Raw genomic sequence first — 21,237 nt, forward strand, 5'->3', positions numbered from 1 at the left:
GACTGACAGCCAGCACCTGTGTTGAATGTGAGACCGCTATCGCCGGCAAGCCAGCTCCCACACTGGATCGCGGTTGCCCGGGCCATTGCGTCCGGCACCAGATCTGTTTTTTCCTCCAGAAGGGCCGCACGCCCAAGGGTGTGCAGGTTCTCACCGCGTGAGATTGCGTTATGGATGGTATTTTCCTGCAGCAACTGGTCAACGGCCTGACCCTCGGGTCGGTCTATGGCCTGATCGCCATCGGCTACACAATGGTCTATGGTATCATTGGCATGATCAACTTCGCCCATGGCGAGGTTTATATGATTTCCGCTTACCTCGCGGCGATCAGTCTGGCACTGCTGGCTTATTTCGGCCTCGAATCCTTCCCGCTGCTCATTCTCGGCACCCTGATATTCACCGTCGTCGTCACCGGCGTCTATGGTTGGGTCATCGAGCGTGTCGCCTACAAACCGTTGCGCAACTCCACTCGCCTGGCCCCGCTGATCAGCGCCATCGGGATCTCGCTGATCCTGCAGAACTACGCGCAGATCGCCCAGGGCGCCAAGCAACAAGGCATTCCCACCCTGCTGGCCGGCGCCTGGCGCGTCGATATCGGCACCGGGTTCGTACAGTTGACCTACACCAAGGTCTTCATCCTGGTCGCGGCCTTTGCCGGCATGGCGCTGCTGACCTACATCATCAAGTACACCAAGCTCGGCCGCATGTGCCGCGCGACCCAGCAAGACCGCAAGATGGCCTCGATCCTGGGGATCAACACCGACCGCGTGATCTCCTACGTGTTTGTCATCGGTGCCGCCATGGCGGCCCTGGCCGGTGTGCTGATCACCCTGAACTACGGCACGTTCGACTTCTATGCCGGCTTTATCATCGGCATCAAGGCATTTACCGCAGCGGTACTCGGCGGCATCGGCTCCCTGCCTGGGGCGATGCTGGGCGGGATTATCCTGGGGATTTCCGAGTCGCTGTTCTCGGGGTTGATCAACTCTGACTACAAAGACGTGTTCAGTTTCTCCCTGCTGGTGGTGATTCTGATTTTCCGTCCCCAGGGCCTGCTTGGTCGCCCGCTCGTGGCGAAGGTGTAAACATGTCTGCTGCCAAATCTATCGATATCAAGAAAAGTGTGGTCGATGCGGTCCTCGCCGGGCTGATTTCCCTGATCGTATTCGGCCCCATCGTCGGCGTGGTCCTGGACGGCTACAGCTTCAACCTGGAACCGGCCCGCGTCGGCTTGCTGGTGGCCATCGTCATGGCCGGGCGCCTGCTCATGAGCCTGTTCCTGCAAACCCCCAAGGGCTTGAAGATTCTCCAGGGTTTTGAAAGCTCGGGCTCTGGCGTGCATGTGCTGGCGCCGGACTACAAGTCGCGGCTGCGCTGGATCATCCCGGCGTTGATCGTGATCGCCATTGTCTTTCCGTTTTTCGCCAACAAATACCTGCTGACCGTGGTGATCCTCGGGCTGATCTACGTGTTGCTGGGCCTGGGCCTGAACATCGTGGTCGGCCTGGCCGGGCTGCTTGACCTGGGTTACGTGGCGTTCTACGCCATCGGCGCCTACGGCCTGGCCCTGGGTTACCAATACCTCGGGCTGGGGTTCTGGACGGTGCTGCCGCTGGCGGCCATCGCTGCTGCGCTGGCGGGGTGCATCCTCGGGTTCCCGGTGTTGCGAATGCACGGTGACTACCTAGCCATCGTGACCCTGGGTTTTGGTGAAATCATCCGCCTGGTGCTCAATAACTGGCTGTCGTTTACCGGCGGGCCAAACGGTATGCCGGTGCCATCGCCGACGTTCCTCGGCCTGGAGTTCGGCCGGCGTGCCAAGGAGGGCGGGGTGCCGTTCCATGAGTTCTTCGGCATCGCCTACAACCCCAACGTGAAGTTCCTGTTCATCTACATCGTGCTGTTTCTGGTGGTGCTGCTGGTGCTGTACATCAAGCATCGCCTGACCCGCATGCCAGTGGGCCGCGCCTGGGAAGCCTTGCGCGAGGATGAAATTGCTTGCCGTTCCATGGGCCTGAACCACGTACTGGTCAAGCTCTCGGCCTTCACCATCGGCGCTTCGACGGCCGGCCTGGCCGGGGTGTTCTTTGCCAGTTACCAGGGCTTCGTCAACCCGTCTTCGTTCACCTTCTTCGAGTCGGCGCTGATTCTCGCCATCGTGGTACTGGGTGGCATGGGCTCGACGGTGGGCGTGGTCATTGCCGCGTTCGTGCTGACCGTGGCGCCTGAACTGCTGCGCAGCTTCTCCGAGTACCGGGTGTTGCTGTTTGGCGTGTTGATGGTGGTGATGATGATCTGGCGGCCACGCGGCCTGATCCGGATCAGCCGTACCGGTGTGACACCACGCAAGGGGGTAGCGCCATGAGCAAGGAAGTTGTCCTCAACGTGGAACACCTGATGATGCACTTCGGTGGCATCAAGGCCTTGAGCGATGTGAGCCTCAAGGTCGAACGCAACTCGATCTTCGCCCTGATCGGCCCCAACGGCGCCGGCAAGACCACGGTGTTCAACTGCCTGACCGGCTTTTATACGGCCAGCGGCGGCAAGATCGAACTCAACATCCGCGGCAAGCAGACCAACGTGATCCAGTTGCTCGGCGAGCGCTTCAAGCCTACCGACTTCGTGTCGCCCAAGAGCTTTTTCAGTCGGGTGTACTACAAGATGTTCGGCGGCACCCACCTGGTGAACCGCGCAGGCCTGGCCCGTACCTTCCAGAACATTCGCCTGTTCAAGGAAATGTCGGTGGTGGAAAACCTGCTGGTGGCCCAGCACATGTGGGTCAACCGCAACATGCTGGCGGGCATTCTCAACACCAAGGGCTACCGCAAGGCAGAAAGCGACGCACTGGACCACGCCTTTTACTGGCTGGAAGTGGTGGATTTGGTGGACTGCGCCAACCGCCTGGCTGGCGAGCTGTCCTACGGCCAGCAGCGCCGCCTGGAAATCGCCCGTGCGATGTGCACCCGGCCGCAGATCATCTGCCTGGACGAACCGGCAGCGGGCCTCAACCCCCAGGAAACCGAAGCCCTTAGTGCGATGATTCGCCTGCTGCGCGACGAACACGACCTCACAGTGGTACTGATCGAGCACGACATGGGCATGGTGATGAGTATTTCCGACCACATCGTGGTGCTGGACCACGGCAACGTCATTGCCGAGGGCGGGCCGGAAGCGATCCGTAACGACCCGAAAGTGATCGCGGCCTACCTGGGCGCCGATGAGGAGGAGCTGGTATGACGACGCCTATCCTCGAAATGAAGGACCTGGACGTGTTCTATGGCCCGATCCAGGCCCTGAAGAAAGTCTCGCTGCACATCGACGAGGGCGAAACCGTGAGCCTGATCGGCTCCAACGGCGCGGGCAAGTCCACGCTGCTGATGTCGATCTTCGGCCAGCCGCGTGCCGAATCCGGGCAGATCCTCTACCAGGGCGTGGACATTACCCACAAGTCGTCCCACTACATCGCCTCCAACGGCATCGCCCAGTCCCCGGAAGGGCGGCGGGTGTTCCCCGACATGACCGTCGAGGAAAACCTGCTGATGGGCACCATCCCCATTGGCGACAAGCACGCCAGCGAGGATATGCAGCGCATGTTCGAGCTGTTTCCACGGCTCAAGGAGCGGCGTAACCAGCGGGCCATGACCATGTCCGGTGGCGAGCAGCAAATGCTCGCCATTGCCCGGGCGTTGATGAGCCGGCCCAAGCTGTTGCTGCTCGATGAGCCGAGCCTGGGCCTGGCACCGATTGTGGTGAAGCAGATCTTTGCCACCTTGCGCGAACTGGCGGCCACCGGGATGACCATCTTCCTGGTGGAGCAGAACGCCAACCACGCGCTGCGCCTGTCTGACCGGGCGTATGTGATGGTCAACGGCGAAATCCGTTTGACCGGCAGTGGCAAGGAGCTACTGGTGAACGAGGAAGTGCGCAACGCCTACCTCGGCGGGCACTAACCCGCCATCACCCTAGGCGCCGGCTTGTGTGGGAGCTGGCTTGCCTGCGATGCAGACACCTCGGTATTTCAGGTACACCGAGGTGCTGCCATCGCGGGCAAGCCCGGCTTCCACATAAAGCGGGCGCCTACATTTTTCGGTAGTCCGCAGGCCTTCCGGCAAATTGTGGAAAACAAATCCACACACCTCCCAAAGCGCGACATATAGCCGCCGCAAATCCCTGTTTTGTCACACAAATGACTTGTCCCCATCCACTGTGGAACCGGCTGTGGGTAACATGGGAGTAGCTGGCTGTACGCCTTTATCTACGGGGCTTATAGCGCGGTGGCTGTTTTTTGATCAGGGGCTTTTTCGGGAGGTGCCGCAGGTTTTGTCAACCTGTTCATAGACACAGGTATATGACCGGAACATGACCTGCAAGCCTGTGGATAAGTCTGTGGTTAAACTCTGGAAAGACGTGTGCAGGGGCCGGATTTACTGGCCTGGAGCCATGCCTCCTGGCGCGTCCTCCCCCATGGGCCTACATATGGGCCGCCCAAGGTCAAGCAAAAAACTTTTTGAATCGCCCTGAAAGCCTTGTACACAGCGGCCTGGAGGGTTTTGCACTTGCCCCCAAAGACTGTGGGCGCAGCTGTGGATAACCTGCGCGCACATGGCTGCGCGCCACGTTTTATAAGGCTTTGCCTGTGGTGGTTAAAAATTGACCAGATGTGCTTCAAGTTGTGTGCATAGCGGTTGCCGCGACGGCGGCGTAAGGGCATTCTGCTGGCTGATTTTTTCTCGATGCCCGCAAGGAGAACACCATGTCCGACACGCTGTTTATTACTGGCGCAACCTCAGGTTTCGGCGAAGCCTGTGCCCGTCGCTTTGCCGAGGCTGGCTGGAAACTGGTGCTCACCGGTCGACGTGCCGAGCGCTTGAATGCCCTGGTCGAAGAGCTTTCCAAGCAAACCGAGGTGCATGGCCTGGTAGTGGACGTGCGTGACCGCAAGGGCATGGAAGAGGCGATTGCCAACCTGCCGGCGTCGTTCAGCAAGCTGCGCGGGCTGATCAACAACGCGGGCCTGGCCGTGGGCACCGACCCGGCGCCCAAGTGCAGCCTCGACGATTGGGAGACCATGGTCGACACCAATATCAAGGGCCTGCTGACCACCACCAGCCTGTTGCTGCCGCGCCTGATCGCCCATGGCCGTGGCGCCGGGATCGTCAACCTGGGCTCCATCGCCGGCAACTACCCATACCCGGGCAGCCACGTGTATGGCGGCTCCAAGGCGTTCGTCAAACAGTTCTCCCTGAACCTGCGCTGTGACCTGCAAGGCACCGGCGTGCGCGTGACCAACATCGAGCCGGGCCTGTGCGAGAGCGAGTTCTCCCTGGTGCGCTTTGGCGGTGACCAGGCGCGTTACGACGCCACCTACGCCGGCGCCGAGCCGATCCAGCCGCAGGACATTGCCGACACCATCTTCTGGGTGATGAACACCCCGGCGCACGTGAACATCAACCGCCTGGAGCTGATGCCGGTAAGCCAGACCTGGGCTGGGTTTGCGATTGAGCGTGGGGCCAAGTAAGGCTTGAGACCGCGTCGCCTGTTTCGCGAGCAAGTCCAATCGCCGCACCGCCGATTCGACTTGCTCGCGAAGGCGGCAAATCGGCCAAAAGGCGGCATAAGGTACACTCCACTCCTGAAAACCCCACCGCACCCAGCGGTTTAAAGGTTTTGACAGGAGGATATGTGAGTAACCGAGGTGAGCAGGCACTGCTCAAACAATCGACCATCCTGATGTTCGCCGTGGCGATCGCCGGGATTGTCACGGGTGTGATATCAGGCGCCCAATCCATTTTATTCGACGGCTTTTTCTCGCTGATCGCGACCTTTATCAAGGTGCTGATGCTGATCACGGCCAAGCTGATCGCCAAGAAAAGCAACGACCGCTTCCAGTTCGGCTACTGGCACCTGGAGCCGATGGTGTTGCTGATCGAAGGCAGTTTCCTGCTGTTGATCGCCATCTACGCGTTTCTCAATGGGGTGTTCGGCATTATCAATGGCGGGCGCGAGATCGAGTTGGGGCTGGTGATCATCTACGCTGCGGTGTTTACCGTGGTCGAGTTCGCCTACTTCTTCTATGTGCGGCACCGCAACCGCAAGCTGCAGTCGTCGCTGATCCAGTTCGACAACATCAGTTGGCTGGTAGACGCCATGCTCTCCGTGGGCCTGCTGGTGAGCTTCCTGGCCGCGCTGCTGCTCAAGTCCCAGGGCTATGGCGAGTGGGCGGTGTACGTCGACCCCTTGATCCTGATCCTGCTGGCCCTGAGCATGCTGGCGCCGGCGTTGAAGATCTTGCGCCCGGCCTTGCGCGATGTGCTGGGAATTGCCCCCGACCAGTTGGACGACAAAGTGCGCGAAGTGATGGACGCGGCCCAGGCCCGGCATGGTTTCGACGACTACGTGTCCTACGTGCAGAAGCACGGGCGGGCGCGGTTTATCGAGATTCATGTGGTGCTGCCGGCGGACTACCCGGTGGATAAGGTCGCGACGCTCGACGGGCTGCGCGAAGAGATATCCACAGGGCTGGGCGCGCCGGACAAGGCGCGGTGGTTGACGATCAGCTTTACTGGGGATCGCAAGTGGATTGCTTGATCGGCCGTTAGACCGAGGTGAGGCTACCGCAGGCAAGCCAGCTCCCACATTGTTGAAGGGTGAACCCCTTCAAGTGTGGGAGCTGGCTTGCCTGCGATGGGGCCAGAAAGATCAGCCGAGAAACTCGCTCAACGCCTGATAGCAGGTAGCCAAATGGTAAGGCGTAGTCGACGGCATATCCCGCCGGCTCACCTCACCCTTGGCATCCAGGCACTCATTCCAGCCCTTGGCATGTAAAAAATGCTGCTGCAACGCCAGCAACTGGCGCTCCAGCACTGCCGCGCTGCCCGGGCGCAAGGTCAGTGCGCGCAGGTACTCGGCCTGGGCCCAGATGCGCTGGGTGGCGTCACGCACGCTGCCGTCCAGCGCCAACATGCCGCTGACCGCGCCACTGAGGTTATCCACACCGGTTTGCTCGGCATAGGCGAATGCCCGGCTCAGCGAGGCATGCAGCGCAGTGCCGCGCAGCAGGGGCGAGGACTCCAGCAGGAAGAACCATTCAAACTGATGCCCCGGCTCGAACCAGTTATCCACAGCCCCCAGGGGCTTTTCCATCATTACGCCATGCTGGCGCTCGATAAAGCGTTGCTGCATGGCCGTCGCCAGTGCCAGCAGGGCCTGTTGCACCGCCGCATCTTCACGCACTGCGAGGGTGGCGAGGAAGCCCTCGGCCAGGTGCATCAGCGGGTTCTGCAGCGGGCCGGACTTGAGGGACGACCAGTTACGCTCCAGGACCGCTTCATACAGGCCGTCGCCCGTGGCAAAGCGCTCGGCGACCACTTCCAGGGCGGCATTGAGCACCGACTCCACCAACGGCTCGCGAACCTTGGCCCAGTAATGGGCGCAGGCGAAGATGATAAACGCGTGGGTATACAGGTCTTTGCGCTTGTCCAGCGGCTGGCCGTGGGGGTCGATGCTGTAGAACCAGCCGCCGTGCTCGGCGTCATGAAAGTGCCGTTGCAGCGAGCGAAACAGCGTCGCGGCGCGTTCTTCGGCAAAGTCCTTGCCCGGCGCGCCGATCAGGCTGGCAAACACATACAACTGTCGGGCACAGGCCATGGCGCGGTAGCGTTGCGGGGGCAACGGGCGGTGATCGGCATCCAGCGCCTCATAGGGCAGCGCCAACTCGGCATTCCAGCCCGGACCCTGCCAGAGCGGCACGATCAGGTCGTTGAAGTGCGTGAGCACAGCGTTCAATTGAGGCTTGTTGGCAGAGCTTGGAGCGATGGGCATCGGCTGGCGTCGTCACGGCAGGGGTGTTTGCCGCGCATGGTAGCAGGCTTGGGGGCTGCGGTGGTTTTGCTACCGCTATCGCGAGCAAGCCCGCTCCCACATTCGACCCCATTCCAAAGGTAGAACTCGGTCAAATGTAGGAGCTGGCTTGCCTGCGATGAGTACCTTACAGGCGCCGCCAGACTCAGCCCGCCAGCAACCAAACCCCCGTCGCCGCCGAAGCCGCACCGGCCACCCGCACCAGCGGTGCCGCCGCAGCCGGCAGGAAACGCACCAGCGCATACCCGGCCGCATGCAGCACCGCCGTCGCCCCGACGAACCCGGCCGCATACGCCCAAGGGCTGGTCATGTCCGGCAGCTCCAGGCCATGGGCCACGCCATGGAACAGGGCAAACACGGCTGTTGCGGCCACGGCCACCGCCACCGGCGGGCGGATCGCCAAGGCCACTGCCAGGCCCAGGGCCAGCACCGACGCGGCAATCCCGCTCTCCAGGGCCGGCAAGGCCAACCCTTCAAAACCCAGCAAGCCACCGATCAGCATGGTGCCGACAAACGTACACGGCAGCGCCCAACGCGCCGCGCCTTGTTGCTGTGCCGCCCACAGGCCGACGGCCAGCATCGCCAGTAAATGGTCCAGCCCGCCGAGGGGATGGCTGATACCGGCCACCAGGCCATTGTCGCCGTGGCCCGGATGGGCCAGGGCCAGGGCCGGGGCCAGTAGCAGGGCGGCGGCGGCAAACAGTTTGTTGAGGCTCATAAACAGCTCCTTGGTAAGGGGATCAGGCTGCGGTCAGCAGGCCCTGGCGTTCGATAAAGGCGACGATTTCTTCCAGGCCGACCCCGGTTTTCTGGTTGCTGAAGACAAATGGCTTGCCGCCGCGCATGCGCTGAGTGTCGCTGTTCATCAGTTCCAGCGAAGCACCGACCAGCGGCGCCAGGTCAATCTTGTTGATCACCAACAGGTCCGACTTGCAGATCCCCGGCCCGCCCTTGCGTGGCAGCTTGTCGCCGGCCGACACATCGATCACATAGATGGTCAGGTCCGACAGTTCTGGACTGAAGGTGGCCGATAGGTTGTCACCGCCTGACTCCACCAGGATCAGGTCGAGGCCGGGAAAACGCCGGTTCAGTTGATCCACCGCTTCGAGGTTGATCGACGCATCTTCGCGAATCGCCGTGTGCGGGCAGCCGCCGGTTTCTACGCCGATGATGCGCTCGGGCGCCAGGGCCTGGTTGCGTACCAGAAAGTCCGCGTCTTCGCGGGTGTAGATGTCGTTGGTGACCACCGCCAGGTTGTAGCGATCACGCAGGGCCAGGCACAGCGCCAGGGTCAGGGCGGTCTTGCCGGAGCCAACGGGGCCGCCGATACCGACGCGCAAAGGTTGTGTGTTCATGGGGTTCTCCTAGGAACGGAACAGGCGGCTGTACTGGCGCTCGTGGGCCATGCATGCCAGGGACAGGCCGAACGCGGCGCTGCCAAAGTGGTGGGGATCGCGCTGGCTGGCGTCCTGCTGGGCTTGTTGCAGCAACGGCAGCAGTTCGCTGGTCAGGCGTTGGGCGGCCTGTTGGCCCAGGGGCAGGGTCTTCATCAGTACGGCCAACTGGTTTTCCAGCCAGCTCCACAGCCAGGCGGCCAGGGCATCGTCGGGGCTGATCGCCCAGGCTCGTGCGGCAAGTGCCCAGCCCAGGGCCAGATGGGGTTCGTGGGTGGTGTCGAGAAAGCGCCGCGCCGCGTCATCCAGTTCCGGCAGGCCGTTGAGCAGTTGTTGCAGGGAGTAGCCCATTTGCCGGCTCTCCTGGAACAGCTCGCGGGTTTCGCGGCTGGCGCGGTGTTCTTCACACAGTTGGCGCAGGCCCACCCAGTCCTGGGCAGCTGCCGCCTGGCAATGGGCAAGCAACAGCGGCGCTTCGAAGCGCGCGAGGTTGAGCAACAGTTGGTCGCTGATCCAGCGTCGGGCGCTGTCGGCATCGCTGACACGGGCATTGTCCACGGCCATTTCCAGGCCTTGGGAATAGCTGTAGCCGCCAATCGGCAATTGCGGACTGGCCAGACGCAGCAGCGCCCAGGCCGGGTTCACAGGCGCACGCCGAACTGATGCAGTTTGGGCGGGTAGTTGAAGTCTTCGTCACCGTGGCGCGAGTGATGATGACCGCCACCGTAGGCTCCGTGCTCGGGTTGGAACGGCGCTTCGAGGGTTGCGGCATGGGCCCCCAGTTGCTCCAGCATGGCCTTGAGCACGTAGTCATCGAGCAGGCGCAGCCAGCCGTCCCCCACTTGCAGGGCCACATGCCGGTTGCCCAGGTGATAGGCCGCACGGGTCAGTTCAAAGGCGCTGCTGCAGGTGACGTGCAGCAGTTGTTCAGGGCGTGCGCAGACGCGTACGACACGTCCGTCTTCAGCTTGTAGGAATTCCCCATCGTAGAGCGGCGGCTGGCCGCGCTCCAGAAACAAGCCGACATCTTCACCCTCGGCACTGAAACAGCGCAGGCGGCTTTTGCTGCGGGCTTCGAAGTTCAGCAGCAACTCCGCGGCCCAGGTGGGTTGGGGCGCAATTCGGCGGTGGATGACCAGCATCGGGAAGCTTCCAGCAATGAGCGATAAACAGGCTAGAGCAAGGGGCTTGCCAATCACGCTTAGCGTAGGAAATGGCCGTAGGTTCTGGGCATTGCGCCACTAAACGGGGCGGTGGCAGGAGGTTGGAGTGATCTATTTTGGTGCGCTGCAGGAGGCGATGGCACCTGAATTGGGCGATTTGGCCGGGGCTATTTATAGCTAGAGGTGATTTGGGATTTGTCCTACGAGCATCTTGGATTTGCCGTTCATCTTGCTTCGCATCGCTTCACTAGGATTGCACCCCGTGTTTAATCCACTGCGTTGTTTATCATGTTCAAGTCATTTTTATGTGTAGTGATGGTCGGCCTGTTTGGCGTCACGTCATCGGCTTCGGCCAACTTCAACAAGCGCCACACCTCACTGGCCCCCTTCAGTGCCTCGCTACAGGCCGTGCCGCAGCCGAGCATCGAGAATGTAGTCGACCGCGCCCACCAATTGCTCGGCACCGCCTACAAATGGGGCGGCAGCTCTCAGGACCAGGGGTTCGATTGCAGCGGCTTGCTGGTCTATCTGTTCAAGACCGAGGCCAACATTGTCATCCCGCGCACCACGGCGGCGATGCATCGGTCAACGGCGGCGACGATCAAGCGTGACGCGCTGCAACCGGGCGATGCGGTGTTTTTCAGGGCCAATGGACGCAACCAGGTCAGCCATGTCGGCCTGTACGTGGGCGAGGGCAAGTTCATTCATTCGCCGCGCAAGGGCAAGAGCATCCGCATCGACTCACTGGCCAATAGCTATTGGAAGAAAAACTACACCACCGCCAAGCGTTTCCAGGCGCTGCGCTGACCGGCCTATTCGGTGCTGCCCAGGCCTTGCCAGTGCTTGAGGCCGATAAAGATAAAGCGCAGTTGCTGGGTGATCTTGGCCTGGGGCGTGAGGTGCGCCGGCAAGGCCGCGGCGGGCGGGTCGATAATGTCGGGCAGGGTGGCGAACACGCTCTTGACGATCAGGTCGGCCATCACATGCAAACCGTCGGCATCCAGGTGTTGCAGCTTGGGCATCAGCGTCAGGTCGGCTGCCAGGTCCGAGGTGATGTCTTCGCGCAAGGCGCCGATGGCTTGGCGCACGGCCAGGCAACCGCCGTATTGCTCGCGGGCGAGGAACAGGAATTGTGAACGGTTGGCCGCCACTACATCGAGAAAGATCCGTACCGAGGCATCGATGATGCCGCCCATGACGAATTCGTTGTGGCGTACCAGGCGGATGGTGGCACGGAAGGTCTGGCCGACCTCACTGACGAGCACCAGGCCCAATTGGTCCATATCGGCAAAGTGTCGGTAAAAGCCGGTGGGCACGATGCCAGCGCTCTTGGCCACTTCGCGCAGGCTCAGGCTGCCAAACCCTCGGCCACCCTCCATCAGATGGCGGGCTGCGTCCATCAAGGCAAGGCGGGTCTGTTGCTTCTGTTCGGCGCGGGGCAGCATTGGCGGGTGGGCTTTGTAGACAAGGACAGCGACGCACTCTAGCAAATCAACTTTGCCTGCGTCGAACTTGTAACGGGACAAAGGTGGCGCAGATCCCACAAAGTCAAAGCCCGATCTCTGGGGATCGGGCTTTTTTCAGGGCCAGCACAGGCTTAGCTCGTAGCTTTATGCATGTCATCCAGACGGTCGGAACCGCCCTCGGCGACGAATTCGCGTTGTTGCAGGCGGTCCGAGCCACCTTCAACCAGGCCTTTTTGTTCCAGGCGATCACGGCCACCTTCGGCGACGAATTCGCGTTTTTGCAGACGGTCCGAGCCACCTTCAACCAGGCCTTTTTGTTCCAGGCGATCGCGACCACCTTCGGCAACGGTCTGACTGATGTGCGTGGCGTCAGCCTTGGCTTGCGGGATGGCTTGTTCAGCAGCTGGCAGGGCAAAAGCGCTGGTGGCCAGGACAGAGAGTGCAACACTGAGCAGTAATTGGCGTTTCATGATGAGTTGCTCCTTGGGAGGGCGATAAAGTGGGTACAGGGCTAATGCTACTCTCGATATCTCGATATAAAAGTTCATAAACACAATGGTAATAATCAACAGAATTGATTGTTCTGCGCCGAGGCTCTAGATCGCGCCTCTCAAGCACGCGCTTTTGCACCGGGGTGGGTATTTTCGACACGGGCGTGGGTAACAACGGTGCGTCGTTGATGAAAGAAGCTGTCGGATTAGTCAGAAAAAGCGCTTTTCAGCGCTAATTGCCATCTGCGGTTAAACCCCCAGGCCATTTGCCAGTCGTAGCCATATAAGCTTTAGTCCTTGCGCGCGTTGCCAGTGGCACGCGCAGTCGTAATCAGGAGCCCTGTGCAATGACGCGCACTCGTAAAATTCTCGCCTGGAGCAGTGCCTGCTTCGTTCTGTTAATCGCCGCTGTGGTACTGATCCTGGTGTTCTTCGATTGGAACCGGATCAAGCCGCAACTCAATGCCAAGGTCTCCGAAGAGCTGCATCGCGCCTTTGCCATTAATGGCAACCTGGCGGTGGTCTGGCAGCGCGAGCCGGACGAGGGCGGTTGGCGCGCCTGGGTGCCGTGGCCCCATGTGGTGGCCGAAGACCTGAGCCTGGGCAACCCCGAGTGGTCGAAACAGCCGCAGATGGTCACCCTCAAGCGCGTTGAACTGCGCATCTCACCCTTGGCCCTGCTGGCCCAGCGCGTGGTGATCCCGCGCATCGACCTGACCGAGCCGAGTGCCCAATTGCAGCGCCTGGCCGATGGCCGCGCCAACTGGACCTTCACCTTTGATCCCAAGGACCCGAATGCCGAACCGTCCAGTTGGGTGGTGGATATCGGCGCCATCGGCTTCGACAAGGGCCACGTGACCCTCGACGACCAGACCCTCAAGACCCGTCTCGATGTGCTGATCGACCCCCTGGGCAAGCCGATTGCGTTCAGCGAAATCGTCGGTGAGCGCGATGCAAAAAAAGCCCTGGAGCAGGGCGCCACACCCCAGGACTATGCGTTTGGCCTCAAGGTCAGCGGCCAGTACCACGGCCAGAAACTCGCCGGCAGCGGCAAGATCGGCGGGCTGCTGGCCCTGCAAGACGCCGCCAAGCCGTTCCCCCTGCAGGCCCAGGCGAAGGTCGGGGATACCAGCATCGCCCTGGCCGGCACCCTGACCGACCCACTGAACCTCGGCGCCCTGGACCTGCGCCTGAAACTGTCTGGCACCAGCCTGGGCAACCTTTACCCACTGACCGGCGTGACCCTGCCGGACTCGCCGGCCTATTCCACCGATGGGCGCCTGATCGCCAAGTTGCATGAGGCGGGCGGTGCGTCGTTCCGCTATGAAAACTTCAACGGCAAGATCGGCAACAGCGACATCCACGGCGACCTGGCCTATGTCGCCAGCCAGCCACGGCCAAAGCTCAGTGGCGCACTGGTGTCCAACCAACTGCTGCTGGCCGACCTGGCGCCGCTGATCGGTGCCGACTCCAACGCCAAGCAAAAGGCCCGTGGCGGTGAAAGCAAGCAACCGGCGACCAAGGTGCTGCCGGTGGAGGAGTTTCGCACCGAGCGCTGGCGCGATATGGACGCCGATGTCGAGTTCACCGGCAAGCGCATTGTCCACAGCGCCGAACTGCCCTTTACCGACCTCTACACGCACCTGGTGCTCAACGACGGCCAACTGAGCCTCGAACCCCTGCGTTTCGGCGTGGCGGGCGGCAAGCTCGATGCACAGATTCGCCTCAATGGCCGCATCACCCCGCTGGAAGGCCGGGCGAAACTGACGGCGCGCAACTTCAAGCTCAAGCAACTGTTCCCCACCTTTGAACCGATGAAGACCAGCTTTGGCGAGCTAAACGGCGATGCGGATATCGCCGGGCGCGGCAACTCGGTGGCGGCTTTGTTGGGCAGTGCCAATGGCGATCTGAAAATGCTCATCAACGACGGTGCCATCAGCCGAGGCCTGATGGAAATCGCCGGGCTGAACGTCGGTAACTATGTGGTCGGCAAGATGTTTGGCGACAAGGAAGTGAAGATCAACTGCGCGGCGGCGGACTTCGGCATCAAGACCGGCCTGGCCACCAGTCGGTTGTTTGTGTTCGACACCGAGAACGCGATCATCTACATCGACGGCACCGCGAACATGGCCAGCGAACAACTGGACCTGACAATCACCCCAGAGTCCAAGGGCTTTCGCCTGTTTTCGCTGCGTTCGCCCTTGTACGTCAACGGGCCGTTCATCAAGCCCAATGCAGGGGTCAAGGCAGTGCCGCTATTGCTGCGTGGCGCGGGGATGGTGGCGCTGGGTGTGATCGTTGCACCTGCGGCAGGCCTGCTGGCACTGGTGGCGCCGAGCGGGGATGAGCCCAACCAGTGCGTGCCGCTGTTGCAGCAGATGCGGGAAGGCAAGGCGCCGAAGACGGTGAAAGGCTAAATGTGGGAGCGGGCTTGCTCGCGAATGCGGTGTATCAGTCAACATATCCATCACTGATCTACCGCATTCGCGAGCAAGCCCGCTCCCACATTAGTGAGTGCTGCTGGCAGGCTTACAGGTCTTTGAGAATGTCCGCCATATCGTCGGCGTGCTCTTCTTCCTGGGCCAGGATGTCTTCAAAGATCCGGCGGGTGGTCGGGTCTTTCTCGCCGATGTACTGGATGATCTCGCGATAGCTGTCCACCGCGATGCGCTCGGCCACCAGGTCTTCGTAGACCATGTCCTTCAAGGTCTTGCCGGCCACGTACTGTGCGTGGGACAGCTTGGACAGCAGGTCCGGGTTGAACTCTGGTTCGCCGCCCAGCTGTACGATACGTTCGGCCAGTTTGTCGGCGTGTTCCAGTTCCTGGTTGGCGTGCTCCAGGAACTCATCGGCGGCCACGCTGGCTTTCAGGCCGCTGGCCATGAAGTAGTGGCGCTTGTAGCGCAACACACAGACCAGTTCGGTGGCCAGTGACTCGTTGAGCAGGCGCAGGATCTCTTCGCGGTCGGCGCTGTAGCCTTCGGTCACTGCGCCGTTTTCCACATTCTTGCGCGCGCGTTCGCGAAGGGTGCTTACGTCAGACAAATGCATGTCGGTCATTTCAATCTCCTCAGGGCGATATCCGGTTTTGCGCCACACTCTCGGGGTGTGATCGCTCAAGGTTGTGAGTGCTGCGCGGCGCAAAAAGTTTTATCGGATGTTGCCGGGTGTCATATCGATTGCCGCAGGGCTGGTCTAGGATCAGCTCAATCGCCCCTTTGAAGGACGTTTGCCCCCATGCCGCAGACATTGGCTACACGTTATCCCCTGGTTTTGGTGCCGGGCATGCTCGGGTTTGTGCGGCTGCTGCTGTACCCGTATTGGTACGGCATCGTCCCGGCCTTGCGTGCGGGCGGGGCGCAAGTGTTTGCGGTGCAGGTGGCGCCGCTCAACTCCAGCGAGGTACGCGGCGAGCAGTTGCTGGTGCAGATCGAGCAGATTCGCCGCGAGACCGGCGCCGACAAGGTCAACCTGATCGGCCATAGCCAGGGCTCGCTCACCGCCCGTTACGCGGCGGCCAAACGCCCGGAATGGGTGGCCTCGGTGACCTCGGTGGCCGGGCCCAATCATGGTTCGGAATTGGCGGACTACCTGCACACCCATTACCCGGCCGACAGCGCCAAGGGCCGGGTCATGAGTGCGCTGTTGCGCCTGGTGGGCGTGGTGATGGGCCTGCTCGAAACCGGCTATCGCGGCCCGCGTTTTGCGGCGGATATCCACGCCTCCCATCAATCGCTGACCAGCGCGGGGGTGGCGCTGTTCAATCGTCAATACCCCCAAGGCCTGCCAGACACCTGGGGCGGGCAGGGCGCCGAAGAAGTGGGCGGAGTGCGTTATTACTCCTGGTCCGGCACTTTGCAGCCGGGCAAGACCGATCGCGGGCGCAACCTGCTGGACGGCACCAATCGCAGTTGCCGGCTGTTTGCGCGCACCTTCGTCAAGGAGAAAGGCCAGTGCGACGGCATGGTCGGGCGTTACAGCTCACACCTGGGCACGGTGATTGGCGATGACTATGCGCTGGACCATTTCGATATCGTCAACCAGTCACTGGGCCTGGTGGGCAAGGGCGCCGAGCCGATCCGCCTGTTTGTCGAACATGCGCAGCGGTTGAAGGCGGCCGGGCTTTAACGCCTTACCGGCGTGGTCCAGCGCTCCGACAAAATCACCCCGCCCAAGGTCAACACACCCCCCACCAAGTGATACAGCGCCAACTGCTCCTTGAGCACCACCGCTGCAATCAGCGCCGTGATCAGCGGCAGCAAATTGAAAAACAGCGTGGTCCGGCTCGGCCCCAGGTTTTTGACCGAATGCATCCACGAAAGCGGCGCAATCATCGATGCCAACAGGCAGGCGTACACCACCAGGCCAATATTCGACGGGCCCAGGCCGACCTTGTCCGAGGCCAGGAACAGCGGAAACAGCACCACCACCGCCACCAGCACCTGCAAATACAGCAACACCAGGGGCGGTAGGCGCAATTGCCATTTTTTCAGCAGGGTGCTGTAGATCGCATAGGCCAGGGTGGCCACCAGCATCATCGCGTCGCCCAGGTTAACCCCGTGTTGCAGCAGCGCGCCGAGGCTGCCGGCCGACACCACCACCACCACCCCGGCAAACGACAGCACCGCCCCGGTCAGGGCGCCGAAGGTCAGGCGCTGGCCGAGGCTGATAATCGCCGCAGTCAGGGCCATCAATGGCATCAGCGACAGGATGATCCCCATATTGGTGGCGCTGGTCAGGCTGGCGGCGTAGTACGCCAGGCTCTGGTAGACCGCCATGCCGAGCACGCCGAGCACGGCGATCTTGCCTAGGTTGGGGCGAATCAGCGCCCAGTTGGCAATGACTGGCTTGAGCATGAACGGGGTAAACAGGATGGCGGCCAGCAGCCAGCGATAAAAACCGATCTCGGCCGGGAAAATCGAGCCCACGGCGAGTTTGTTGACCACGGTATTACCAGCCCAGATAAAGATGGCCAGCAGCGGATAAGCGTATTGCATTGCAAGGAACCAGGAACGTTAGTGAGGGGTGATTATCCTTTGTCTGGATCGAAGCCTATACTTCGATCCAGACAAGCCGCCTCTGTATCCAGACAATATGCCGAAGACCTACATCAACCTGCCCGATTTCGACGTGCTACCGGCCCCGGTCTACTTTCGCTACTCGGAATTTGCCGCCGACAGCCGCGCCTCCCGCCACCAGCATGCCTGGGGCTCCCTGGACTACTCGGCCCGCGGCGTGATGCGCTTTGAAGTGGGCGGCAACCGGTTTATGTCGCCGCCGCAATATGCGGTGTGGATCCCGCCCAACACCCAGCACAGTTCCTACAACGCCCAGGCGATTATCTACCGCTCGGTGTACCTGGCGCCGTCCCTGTGCGAGCAATTGCCCACGCAGCCCTGCACCCTGACCATCAGCAACATCCTCAAGGCAATCCTCAGTGATTTTGCCGAGCGCGACGTGAATATCCCGGCCAACGAAGCCGACGTGCGCCTGGCCCAGGTGCTGGTGGACCAACTGCGCCAGGCGCCGGTGCATGACTGTTTCCTGCCGTATGCCAGCAGCCCCGGCCTGCTCAGCGTGCTTGAAGGCATGCAGGCTGATCCCGGGGACAACCGCGCGCTGGCGCTATGGGCGCAGCAGGTACACGTCAGCGAGCGCACCCTGGCCCGGCAATTTGTGCGCGAACTGGGCATGAGCTTTGGCGAATGGCGCCAGCGCCTGCGCTTTCTGGCGGCCATCGAGGCTCTGGAAAACACGCGCAGCGTCCAGGAAGTGGCCTTTGACCTTGGCTACAGCACCGCCTCGGCGTTTATTGCGATGTTCCAGCGCCAGGCCGGCTGTACGCCGGAGCAGTATCGACGAACGAACTTACGTAGCAGGTGAAGGTGTAACAGGCTTTGTCTACACTGCAGGGGAGGCCGCGCCCCTCGGCGTGGTAACAGGGAGAAAACTCCATGAAGATGTTGCGTATTCCGTTGTTGATGATCGGTCTGCTGCTCTGTTCCCAAGGGTTTGCGGCCACTGCCCAGCAAAACAAAATGACCACCTGCAACGCCGAAGCCTCCACCAAGACCTTGAAGGGCGACGAGCGCAAGGCCTTCATGAAAACCTGCCTCTCGGCCCCGGCCGCCAATGACGCCAAGACCCTGACCCCGCAGCAGCAAAAAATGAAGGACTGCAACGCGACGGCAAAAACCAAGGCGCTGGCCGGCGATGCGCGTAAAACCTTTATGAGCACCTGCCTTAAAGGCTGACCCGCTTAAATACCCCTGTGGGGGCGGGCTTGCCCGCGATTGCGGTGTGTCAGCCAGCCAGCGCCATCGCGGGCAAGCCCGCTCCCACAGTTGATGGTGTTCACAACCATCAGACTTCTCGCTTGATTGCCCCAAGGCTGGCAGACTGCCCATCCTTTAACGCCGTTCGTTTAGAGGCTGTATGCCAACGTTTTCTCAGCGTCATGTGTTGTTGCTGGCCAGCTACATCATCATTTTCGGCGGGTTGCTGCTGGTCCTACCGTTAAAACTGCTGCCCAGCCTGTTGGCCGGCCTGTTGGTCTTCGAACTGGTCAACATGCTCACCCCGCAACTGCAACGCTTGATCGAAGGCCGGCGCGCGCGCTGGCTGGCGGTGGCATTGCTCGGCACCGTGATTGTCAGCGTGCTGACCCTGATTTTTGCCGGTGCCATCAGCTTTTTGCTGCACGAAGCGGAAAACCCCGGGGCTTCCCTCGATAAATTCATGGGCGTGGTCGACCGCGCGCGCGGCCAGCTGCCGCCGTTCCTCGACGCCTACCTGCCGGCCAGCGCCGCCGAGTTTCGCGTGGCTATCGGTGAATGGCTGAGCAAGCACCTGAGCGAACTGCAGCTGGTGGGCAAGGACGCGGCGCATATGTTCGTGACCCTGCTGATCGGCATGGTCCTGGGCGCCATCATCGCCCTGCAGCGGGTCCCGGACCTGACCAAGCGCAAACCCCTGGCCGCCGCGTTGTTCGACCGCCTGCACCTGCTGGTCCAGGCTTTTCGCAACATTGTCTTTGCGCAAATCAAAATCGCTGCGCTCAACACCATCTTCACCGGGATCTTCCTTGCGGTGGTGCTGCCGCTGGCGGGGATCCACCTGCCGCTGACCAAGACCCTGATCGTCCTCACCTTCCTGCTGGGCCTGCTGCCGGTGATCGGCAACCTGATGTCCAACACCCTGATCACCATCGTCGCGTTGTCGATGTCGATCTGGGTGGCGGTGGCGGCGCTGGGCTACCTGATCGTGATCCACAAGGTCGAGTACTTCCTCAATGCCCGCATCGTCGGCGGGCAGATCAGCGCCAAGTCGTGGGAGTTGTTGTTGGCGATGCTGGTGTTTGAAGCCGCATTCGGCCTGCCTGGGGTGGTGGCAGGGCCGATTTATTATGCGTATTTGAAGAGTGAGTTGAAGCTGGGTGGGATGGTCTGAAGGTTGAGGGCGTCTAGGCTGGCCTTATCGCGGGCAAGCCCGCTCCCACATTTCGACCGGGTTCCGCCTTGGGAATGCGGTCCAAATGTGGGGGCGGGCTTGCTCGCGAAAGGGCGCGCCGCGGTTTCAGCTAATACTCAGTAGCCGTAACGCTTGCTTGCCTCGATCGCCAACCCGCTGCCGATGCTGCCGAAGATGTTGCCTTCCACGTGCCGGGCATTGGGCAGCATCGCCGAAATGCTGTGGCGCAGGGCCGGGATGCCGCTGGAGCCGCCGGTGAAGAACACCGTGTCGACCTGGGCCACGTCCACCGAGGCGTCGTCGAGCAGTTGGGTCACGCTGTTGCGCACCCGTTCCAGCAGGTTGTCGATGGACGATTCGAACAGGGCGCGGCTCAGTTCCACGCTCAGGCCCGGTTCTACCCGGTCCAGCGGCACGTGGCGGCTGTCGTCGTGGGTGAGGTGGATCTTGGTTTCTTCCACTTCCATCGCCAGCCAGTGGCCGGCGCGCTGCTCGATCAGCTTGAACAGGCGGTCGATGCCGCCGGTGTCTTCGATGTCGTAGCGCATGCTGCCCAGGGCCAGCTGGGATTTTTGCGAGTACACCGAGTTGATGGTGTGCCAGGTGGCCAGGTTCATATGGTGGCTGGTGGGCATGTAGGCCCCGCTTTTCATGCGGCTGCCGTAGCCGAACAGCGGCATCATGCCGGCCAGCGAGAGCTGTTTGTCGAAGTCGGTACCGCCGATATGCACGCCGCCGGTGGCGAGGATGTCGTCGTGGCGGTTGTCGTGCTTGCGCCGCTCGGGCGACAGGCGCACCAGGGAGAAGTCGGAGGTACCGCCGCCGATGTCGACAATCAGGACCAACTCTTCTTGTTCAATGGTGGATTCGTAGTCGAAGGCTGCGGCGATCGGCTCGTACTGGAACGAGACTTCCTTGAAGCCGAGCTTGCGGGCCACGTCCACCAGGGTGTCTTCGGCCTCTTTGTCGGCCATCGGGTCGTCGTCGACGAAAAATACCGGGCGGCCCAGTACCACTTCTTCGAACTCACGGCCGGCAGTGGCTTCGGCGCGGTTCTTGAGCTGGCCGATAAACAGCCCCAGCAGGTCCTTGAACGGCATGGCCGTGCCCAGCACGCTGGTGTCGTGCTTGATCAGCTTGGAGCCCAACAGGCTCTTGAGCGAACGCATCAGGCGGCCTTCGTAGCCTTCCAGGTACTCGTGCAGCGCCAGGCGGCCGTACACCGGGCGGCGTTCTTCGAAGTTGAAGAACACCACCGACGGCAGGGTGATCTTGTCGTCCTCCAGCGCGATAAGCGTTTCCATGCCGGGACGGATCCAGCCGACAGTGGAGTTGGACGTGCCGAAGTCGATGCCGCAGGCACGGGCTGGAGAGGTGTTGTTCATGTCTAACA

The 21,237-nt window shown here is 61.6% G+C and carries 22 protein-coding genes; 12 read left to right on the forward strand and 10 right to left on the reverse strand.

The window, feature by feature from the left end; genetic code table 11:
- The first annotated feature begins 170 nt into the window (after positions 1 to 170).
- The 6 genes from HBO05_RS10825 (at position 171) to HBO05_RS10850 (ending at position 6,588) form a co-directional block, all read left to right on the forward strand.
- A complete protein-coding gene (locus tag HBO05_RS10825; RefSeq protein ID WP_029300506.1) occupies positions 171 to 1,085 on the forward strand; it encodes a branched-chain amino acid ABC transporter permease in 915 nt (304 codons plus the stop codon).
- A gap of 2 nt (positions 1,086 to 1,087) precedes the next feature.
- Positions 1,088 to 2,365: a high-affinity branched-chain amino acid ABC transporter permease LivM gene (livM, locus tag HBO05_RS10830; protein ID WP_169952152.1), complete on the forward strand. Its 1,278-nt coding sequence runs from the start codon at positions 1,088 to 1,090 to the stop codon at positions 2,363 to 2,365.
- Positions 2,362 to 3,237, forward strand: a complete 876-nt coding sequence (locus HBO05_RS10835; protein ID WP_029300504.1) for an ATP-binding cassette domain-containing protein — start codon at positions 2,362 to 2,364, stop codon at positions 3,235 to 3,237. Before livM ends, HBO05_RS10835 begins: the two co-directional genes overlap by 4 nt.
- A complete protein-coding gene (locus tag HBO05_RS10840; protein ID WP_029300502.1) occupies positions 3,234 to 3,950 on the forward strand; it encodes an ABC transporter ATP-binding protein in 717 nt (238 codons plus the stop codon). The genes HBO05_RS10835 and HBO05_RS10840 overlap by 4 nt, the downstream gene beginning before the upstream one ends.
- Positions 3,951 to 4,753: 803 nt before the next feature.
- Positions 4,754 to 5,518, forward strand: a complete 765-nt coding sequence (locus tag HBO05_RS10845) for an SDR family oxidoreductase (RefSeq protein WP_169952150.1) — start codon at positions 4,754 to 4,756, stop codon at positions 5,516 to 5,518.
- A 164-nt stretch (positions 5,519 to 5,682) separates the two neighbouring features.
- Entirely contained in the window at positions 5,683 to 6,588 is a 906-nt protein-coding gene (locus HBO05_RS10850; protein ID WP_169952148.1) for a cation diffusion facilitator family transporter, read from the forward strand.
- Between the two features lie 111 nt (positions 6,589 to 6,699).
- On the opposite strand, the gene HBO05_RS10855 is transcribed toward HBO05_RS10850, so the two are convergent.
- From HBO05_RS10855 to ureE, 5 genes are all read right to left on the reverse strand, one after another.
- Entirely contained in the window at positions 6,700 to 7,821 is a 1,122-nt protein-coding gene (locus HBO05_RS10855) for an AGE family epimerase/isomerase (protein WP_172312602.1), read from the reverse strand.
- A 184-nt stretch (positions 7,822 to 8,005) separates the two neighbouring features.
- Positions 8,006 to 8,578 carry a HupE/UreJ family protein gene (locus HBO05_RS10860; RefSeq protein ID WP_169952144.1) on the reverse strand — a complete coding sequence of 191 codons (573 nt, stop codon included), beginning with the start codon at positions 8,576 to 8,578 and terminating at the stop codon, positions 8,006 to 8,008.
- Positions 8,579 to 8,600: 22 nt separating this feature from the next.
- Positions 8,601 to 9,215, reverse strand: a complete 615-nt coding sequence (gene ureG / locus HBO05_RS10865; RefSeq protein WP_003217431.1) for an urease accessory protein UreG — start codon at positions 9,213 to 9,215, stop codon at positions 8,601 to 8,603.
- Between the two features lie 9 nt (positions 9,216 to 9,224).
- Complete coding sequence (locus HBO05_RS10870; RefSeq protein WP_169952142.1) at positions 9,225 to 9,899, reverse strand: urease accessory protein UreF; 675 nt, start codon at positions 9,897 to 9,899, stop codon at positions 9,225 to 9,227.
- Positions 9,896 to 10,396, reverse strand: a complete 501-nt coding sequence (gene ureE / locus HBO05_RS10875) for an urease accessory protein UreE (protein ID WP_169952140.1) — start codon at positions 10,394 to 10,396, stop codon at positions 9,896 to 9,898. The genes HBO05_RS10870 and ureE overlap by 4 nt, the downstream gene beginning before the upstream one ends.
- A 309-nt stretch (positions 10,397 to 10,705) precedes the next feature.
- Here ureE and HBO05_RS10880 point away from each other — a divergent pair, with 309 nt between their 5' ends.
- The gene (locus tag HBO05_RS10880; protein WP_169952138.1) at positions 10,706 to 11,224 is read left to right on the forward strand and encodes a C40 family peptidase; all 519 of its coding nucleotides are present in this window, start codon (positions 10,706 to 10,708) and stop codon (positions 11,222 to 11,224) included.
- Positions 11,225 to 11,229: 5 nt separating this feature from the next.
- On the opposite strand, the gene HBO05_RS10885 is transcribed toward HBO05_RS10880, so the two are convergent.
- Entirely contained in the window at positions 11,230 to 11,862 is a 633-nt protein-coding gene (locus tag HBO05_RS10885; protein ID WP_076961541.1) for a TetR family transcriptional regulator, read from the reverse strand.
- A 152-nt stretch (positions 11,863 to 12,014) separates the two neighbouring features.
- Positions 12,015 to 12,353: a hypothetical protein gene (locus HBO05_RS10890; RefSeq protein ID WP_169952136.1), complete on the reverse strand. Its 339-nt coding sequence runs from the start codon at positions 12,351 to 12,353 to the stop codon at positions 12,015 to 12,017.
- 368 nt (positions 12,354 to 12,721) lie between these two features.
- Between HBO05_RS10890 and HBO05_RS10895 the strand changes: the two genes are divergently transcribed.
- Complete coding sequence (locus tag HBO05_RS10895; protein ID WP_172312604.1) at positions 12,722 to 14,791, forward strand: AsmA family protein; 2,070 nt, start codon at positions 12,722 to 12,724, stop codon at positions 14,789 to 14,791.
- A 112-nt stretch (positions 14,792 to 14,903) separates the two neighbouring features.
- On the opposite strand, the gene HBO05_RS10900 is transcribed toward HBO05_RS10895, so the two are convergent.
- Positions 14,904 to 15,434 (reverse strand): ferritin-like domain-containing protein, encoded by a 531-nt coding sequence (locus HBO05_RS10900; protein ID WP_169952132.1) that lies wholly within the window; start codon positions 15,432 to 15,434, stop codon positions 14,904 to 14,906.
- A 177-nt stretch (positions 15,435 to 15,611) separates the two neighbouring features.
- On the opposite strand from HBO05_RS10900, the gene HBO05_RS10905 reads away from it, so the two are divergent.
- On the forward strand, positions 15,612 to 16,502 hold the full coding sequence (locus HBO05_RS10905) for a triacylglycerol lipase (RefSeq protein ID WP_172312606.1): 891 nt from the start codon (positions 15,612 to 15,614) through the stop codon (positions 16,500 to 16,502).
- On the opposite strand, the gene HBO05_RS10910 is transcribed toward HBO05_RS10905, so the two are convergent.
- The gene (locus HBO05_RS10910) at positions 16,499 to 17,371 is read right to left on the reverse strand and encodes a DMT family transporter (protein ID WP_169952128.1); all 873 of its coding nucleotides are present in this window, start codon (positions 17,369 to 17,371) and stop codon (positions 16,499 to 16,501) included. The genes HBO05_RS10905 and HBO05_RS10910 overlap by 4 nt on opposite strands.
- Positions 17,372 to 17,468: 97 nt before the next feature.
- Here HBO05_RS10910 and HBO05_RS10915 point away from each other — a divergent pair, with 97 nt between their 5' ends.
- The 3 genes from HBO05_RS10915 to HBO05_RS10925 all read left to right on the forward strand — a co-directional run bounded on the left by HBO05_RS10915 (position 17,469) and on the right by HBO05_RS10925 (position 19,823).
- On the forward strand, positions 17,469 to 18,257 hold the full coding sequence (locus HBO05_RS10915; protein ID WP_170058620.1) for a helix-turn-helix transcriptional regulator: 789 nt from the start codon (positions 17,469 to 17,471) through the stop codon (positions 18,255 to 18,257).
- Positions 18,258 to 18,328: 71 nt separating this feature from the next.
- Positions 18,329 to 18,628 carry a PsiF family protein gene (locus HBO05_RS10920; RefSeq protein ID WP_169952124.1) on the forward strand — a complete coding sequence of 100 codons (300 nt, stop codon included), beginning with the start codon at positions 18,329 to 18,331 and terminating at the stop codon, positions 18,626 to 18,628.
- 181 nt (positions 18,629 to 18,809) lie between these two features.
- Positions 18,810 to 19,823 carry an AI-2E family transporter gene (locus HBO05_RS10925; RefSeq protein ID WP_169952122.1) on the forward strand — a complete coding sequence of 338 codons (1,014 nt, stop codon included), beginning with the start codon at positions 18,810 to 18,812 and terminating at the stop codon, positions 19,821 to 19,823.
- Positions 19,824 to 19,960: 137 nt separating this feature from the next.
- On the opposite strand, the gene HBO05_RS10930 is transcribed toward HBO05_RS10925, so the two are convergent.
- Positions 19,961 to 21,229: an Hsp70 family protein gene (locus HBO05_RS10930; protein WP_169952120.1), complete on the reverse strand. Its 1,269-nt coding sequence runs from the start codon at positions 21,227 to 21,229 to the stop codon at positions 19,961 to 19,963.
- Positions 21,230 to 21,237 lie beyond the last annotated feature (8 nt).

It is taken from the genome of Pseudomonas sp. WS 5079, assembly GCF_012985465.1.
GTDB lineage: Bacteria > Pseudomonadota > Gammaproteobacteria > Pseudomonadales > Pseudomonadaceae > Aquipseudomonas.

What these genes read in the sequence shown, in the direction of transcription:
- HBO05_RS10825 (WP_029300506.1), top strand. Translation starts at nt 171, where the DNA reads ATGGATGGTATTTTCCTGCAGCAACTGGTCAACGGCCTGACCCTCGGG.
- livM (WP_169952152.1), top strand. Translation starts at nt 1,088, where the DNA reads ATGTCTGCTGCCAAATCTATCGATATCAAGAAAAGTGTGGTCGATGCG.
- HBO05_RS10835 (WP_029300504.1), top strand. Translation starts at nt 2,362, where the DNA reads ATGAGCAAGGAAGTTGTCCTCAACGTGGAACACCTGATGATGCACTTC.
- HBO05_RS10840 (WP_029300502.1), top strand. Translation starts at nt 3,234, where the DNA reads ATGACGACGCCTATCCTCGAAATGAAGGACCTGGACGTGTTCTATGGC.
- HBO05_RS10845 (WP_169952150.1), top strand. Translation starts at nt 4,754, where the DNA reads ATGTCCGACACGCTGTTTATTACTGGCGCAACCTCAGGTTTCGGCGAA.
- HBO05_RS10855 (WP_172312602.1), bottom strand. Translation starts at nt 7,821, where the DNA reads ATGCCCATCGCTCCAAGCTCTGCCAACAAGCCTCAATTGAACGCTGTG.
- HBO05_RS10860 (WP_169952144.1), bottom strand. Translation starts at nt 8,578, where the DNA reads ATGAGCCTCAACAAACTGTTTGCCGCCGCCGCCCTGCTACTGGCCCCG.
- ureG (WP_003217431.1), bottom strand. Translation starts at nt 9,215, where the DNA reads ATGAACACACAACCTTTGCGCGTCGGTATCGGCGGCCCCGTTGGCTCC.
- ureE (WP_169952140.1), bottom strand. Translation starts at nt 10,396, where the DNA reads ATGCTGGTCATCCACCGCCGAATTGCGCCCCAACCCACCTGGGCCGCG.
- HBO05_RS10880 (WP_169952138.1), top strand. Translation starts at nt 10,706, where the DNA reads ATGTTCAAGTCATTTTTATGTGTAGTGATGGTCGGCCTGTTTGGCGTC.
- HBO05_RS10885 (WP_076961541.1), bottom strand. Translation starts at nt 11,862, where the DNA reads ATGCTGCCCCGCGCCGAACAGAAGCAACAGACCCGCCTTGCCTTGATG.
- HBO05_RS10890 (WP_169952136.1), bottom strand. Translation starts at nt 12,353, where the DNA reads ATGAAACGCCAATTACTGCTCAGTGTTGCACTCTCTGTCCTGGCCACC.
- HBO05_RS10895 (WP_172312604.1), top strand. Translation starts at nt 12,722, where the DNA reads ATGACGCGCACTCGTAAAATTCTCGCCTGGAGCAGTGCCTGCTTCGTT.
- HBO05_RS10900 (WP_169952132.1), bottom strand. Translation starts at nt 15,434, where the DNA reads ATGACCGACATGCATTTGTCTGACGTAAGCACCCTTCGCGAACGCGCG.
- HBO05_RS10905 (WP_172312606.1), top strand. Translation starts at nt 15,612, where the DNA reads ATGCCGCAGACATTGGCTACACGTTATCCCCTGGTTTTGGTGCCGGGC.
- HBO05_RS10910 (WP_169952128.1), bottom strand. Translation starts at nt 17,371, where the DNA reads ATGCAATACGCTTATCCGCTGCTGGCCATCTTTATCTGGGCTGGTAAT.
- HBO05_RS10915 (WP_170058620.1), top strand. Translation starts at nt 17,469, where the DNA reads ATGCCGAAGACCTACATCAACCTGCCCGATTTCGACGTGCTACCGGCC.
- HBO05_RS10920 (WP_169952124.1), top strand. Translation starts at nt 18,329, where the DNA reads ATGAAGATGTTGCGTATTCCGTTGTTGATGATCGGTCTGCTGCTCTGT.
- HBO05_RS10925 (WP_169952122.1), top strand. Translation starts at nt 18,810, where the DNA reads ATGCCAACGTTTTCTCAGCGTCATGTGTTGTTGCTGGCCAGCTACATC.
- HBO05_RS10930 (WP_169952120.1), bottom strand. Translation starts at nt 21,229, where the DNA reads ATGAACAACACCTCTCCAGCCCGTGCCTGCGGCATCGACTTCGGCACG.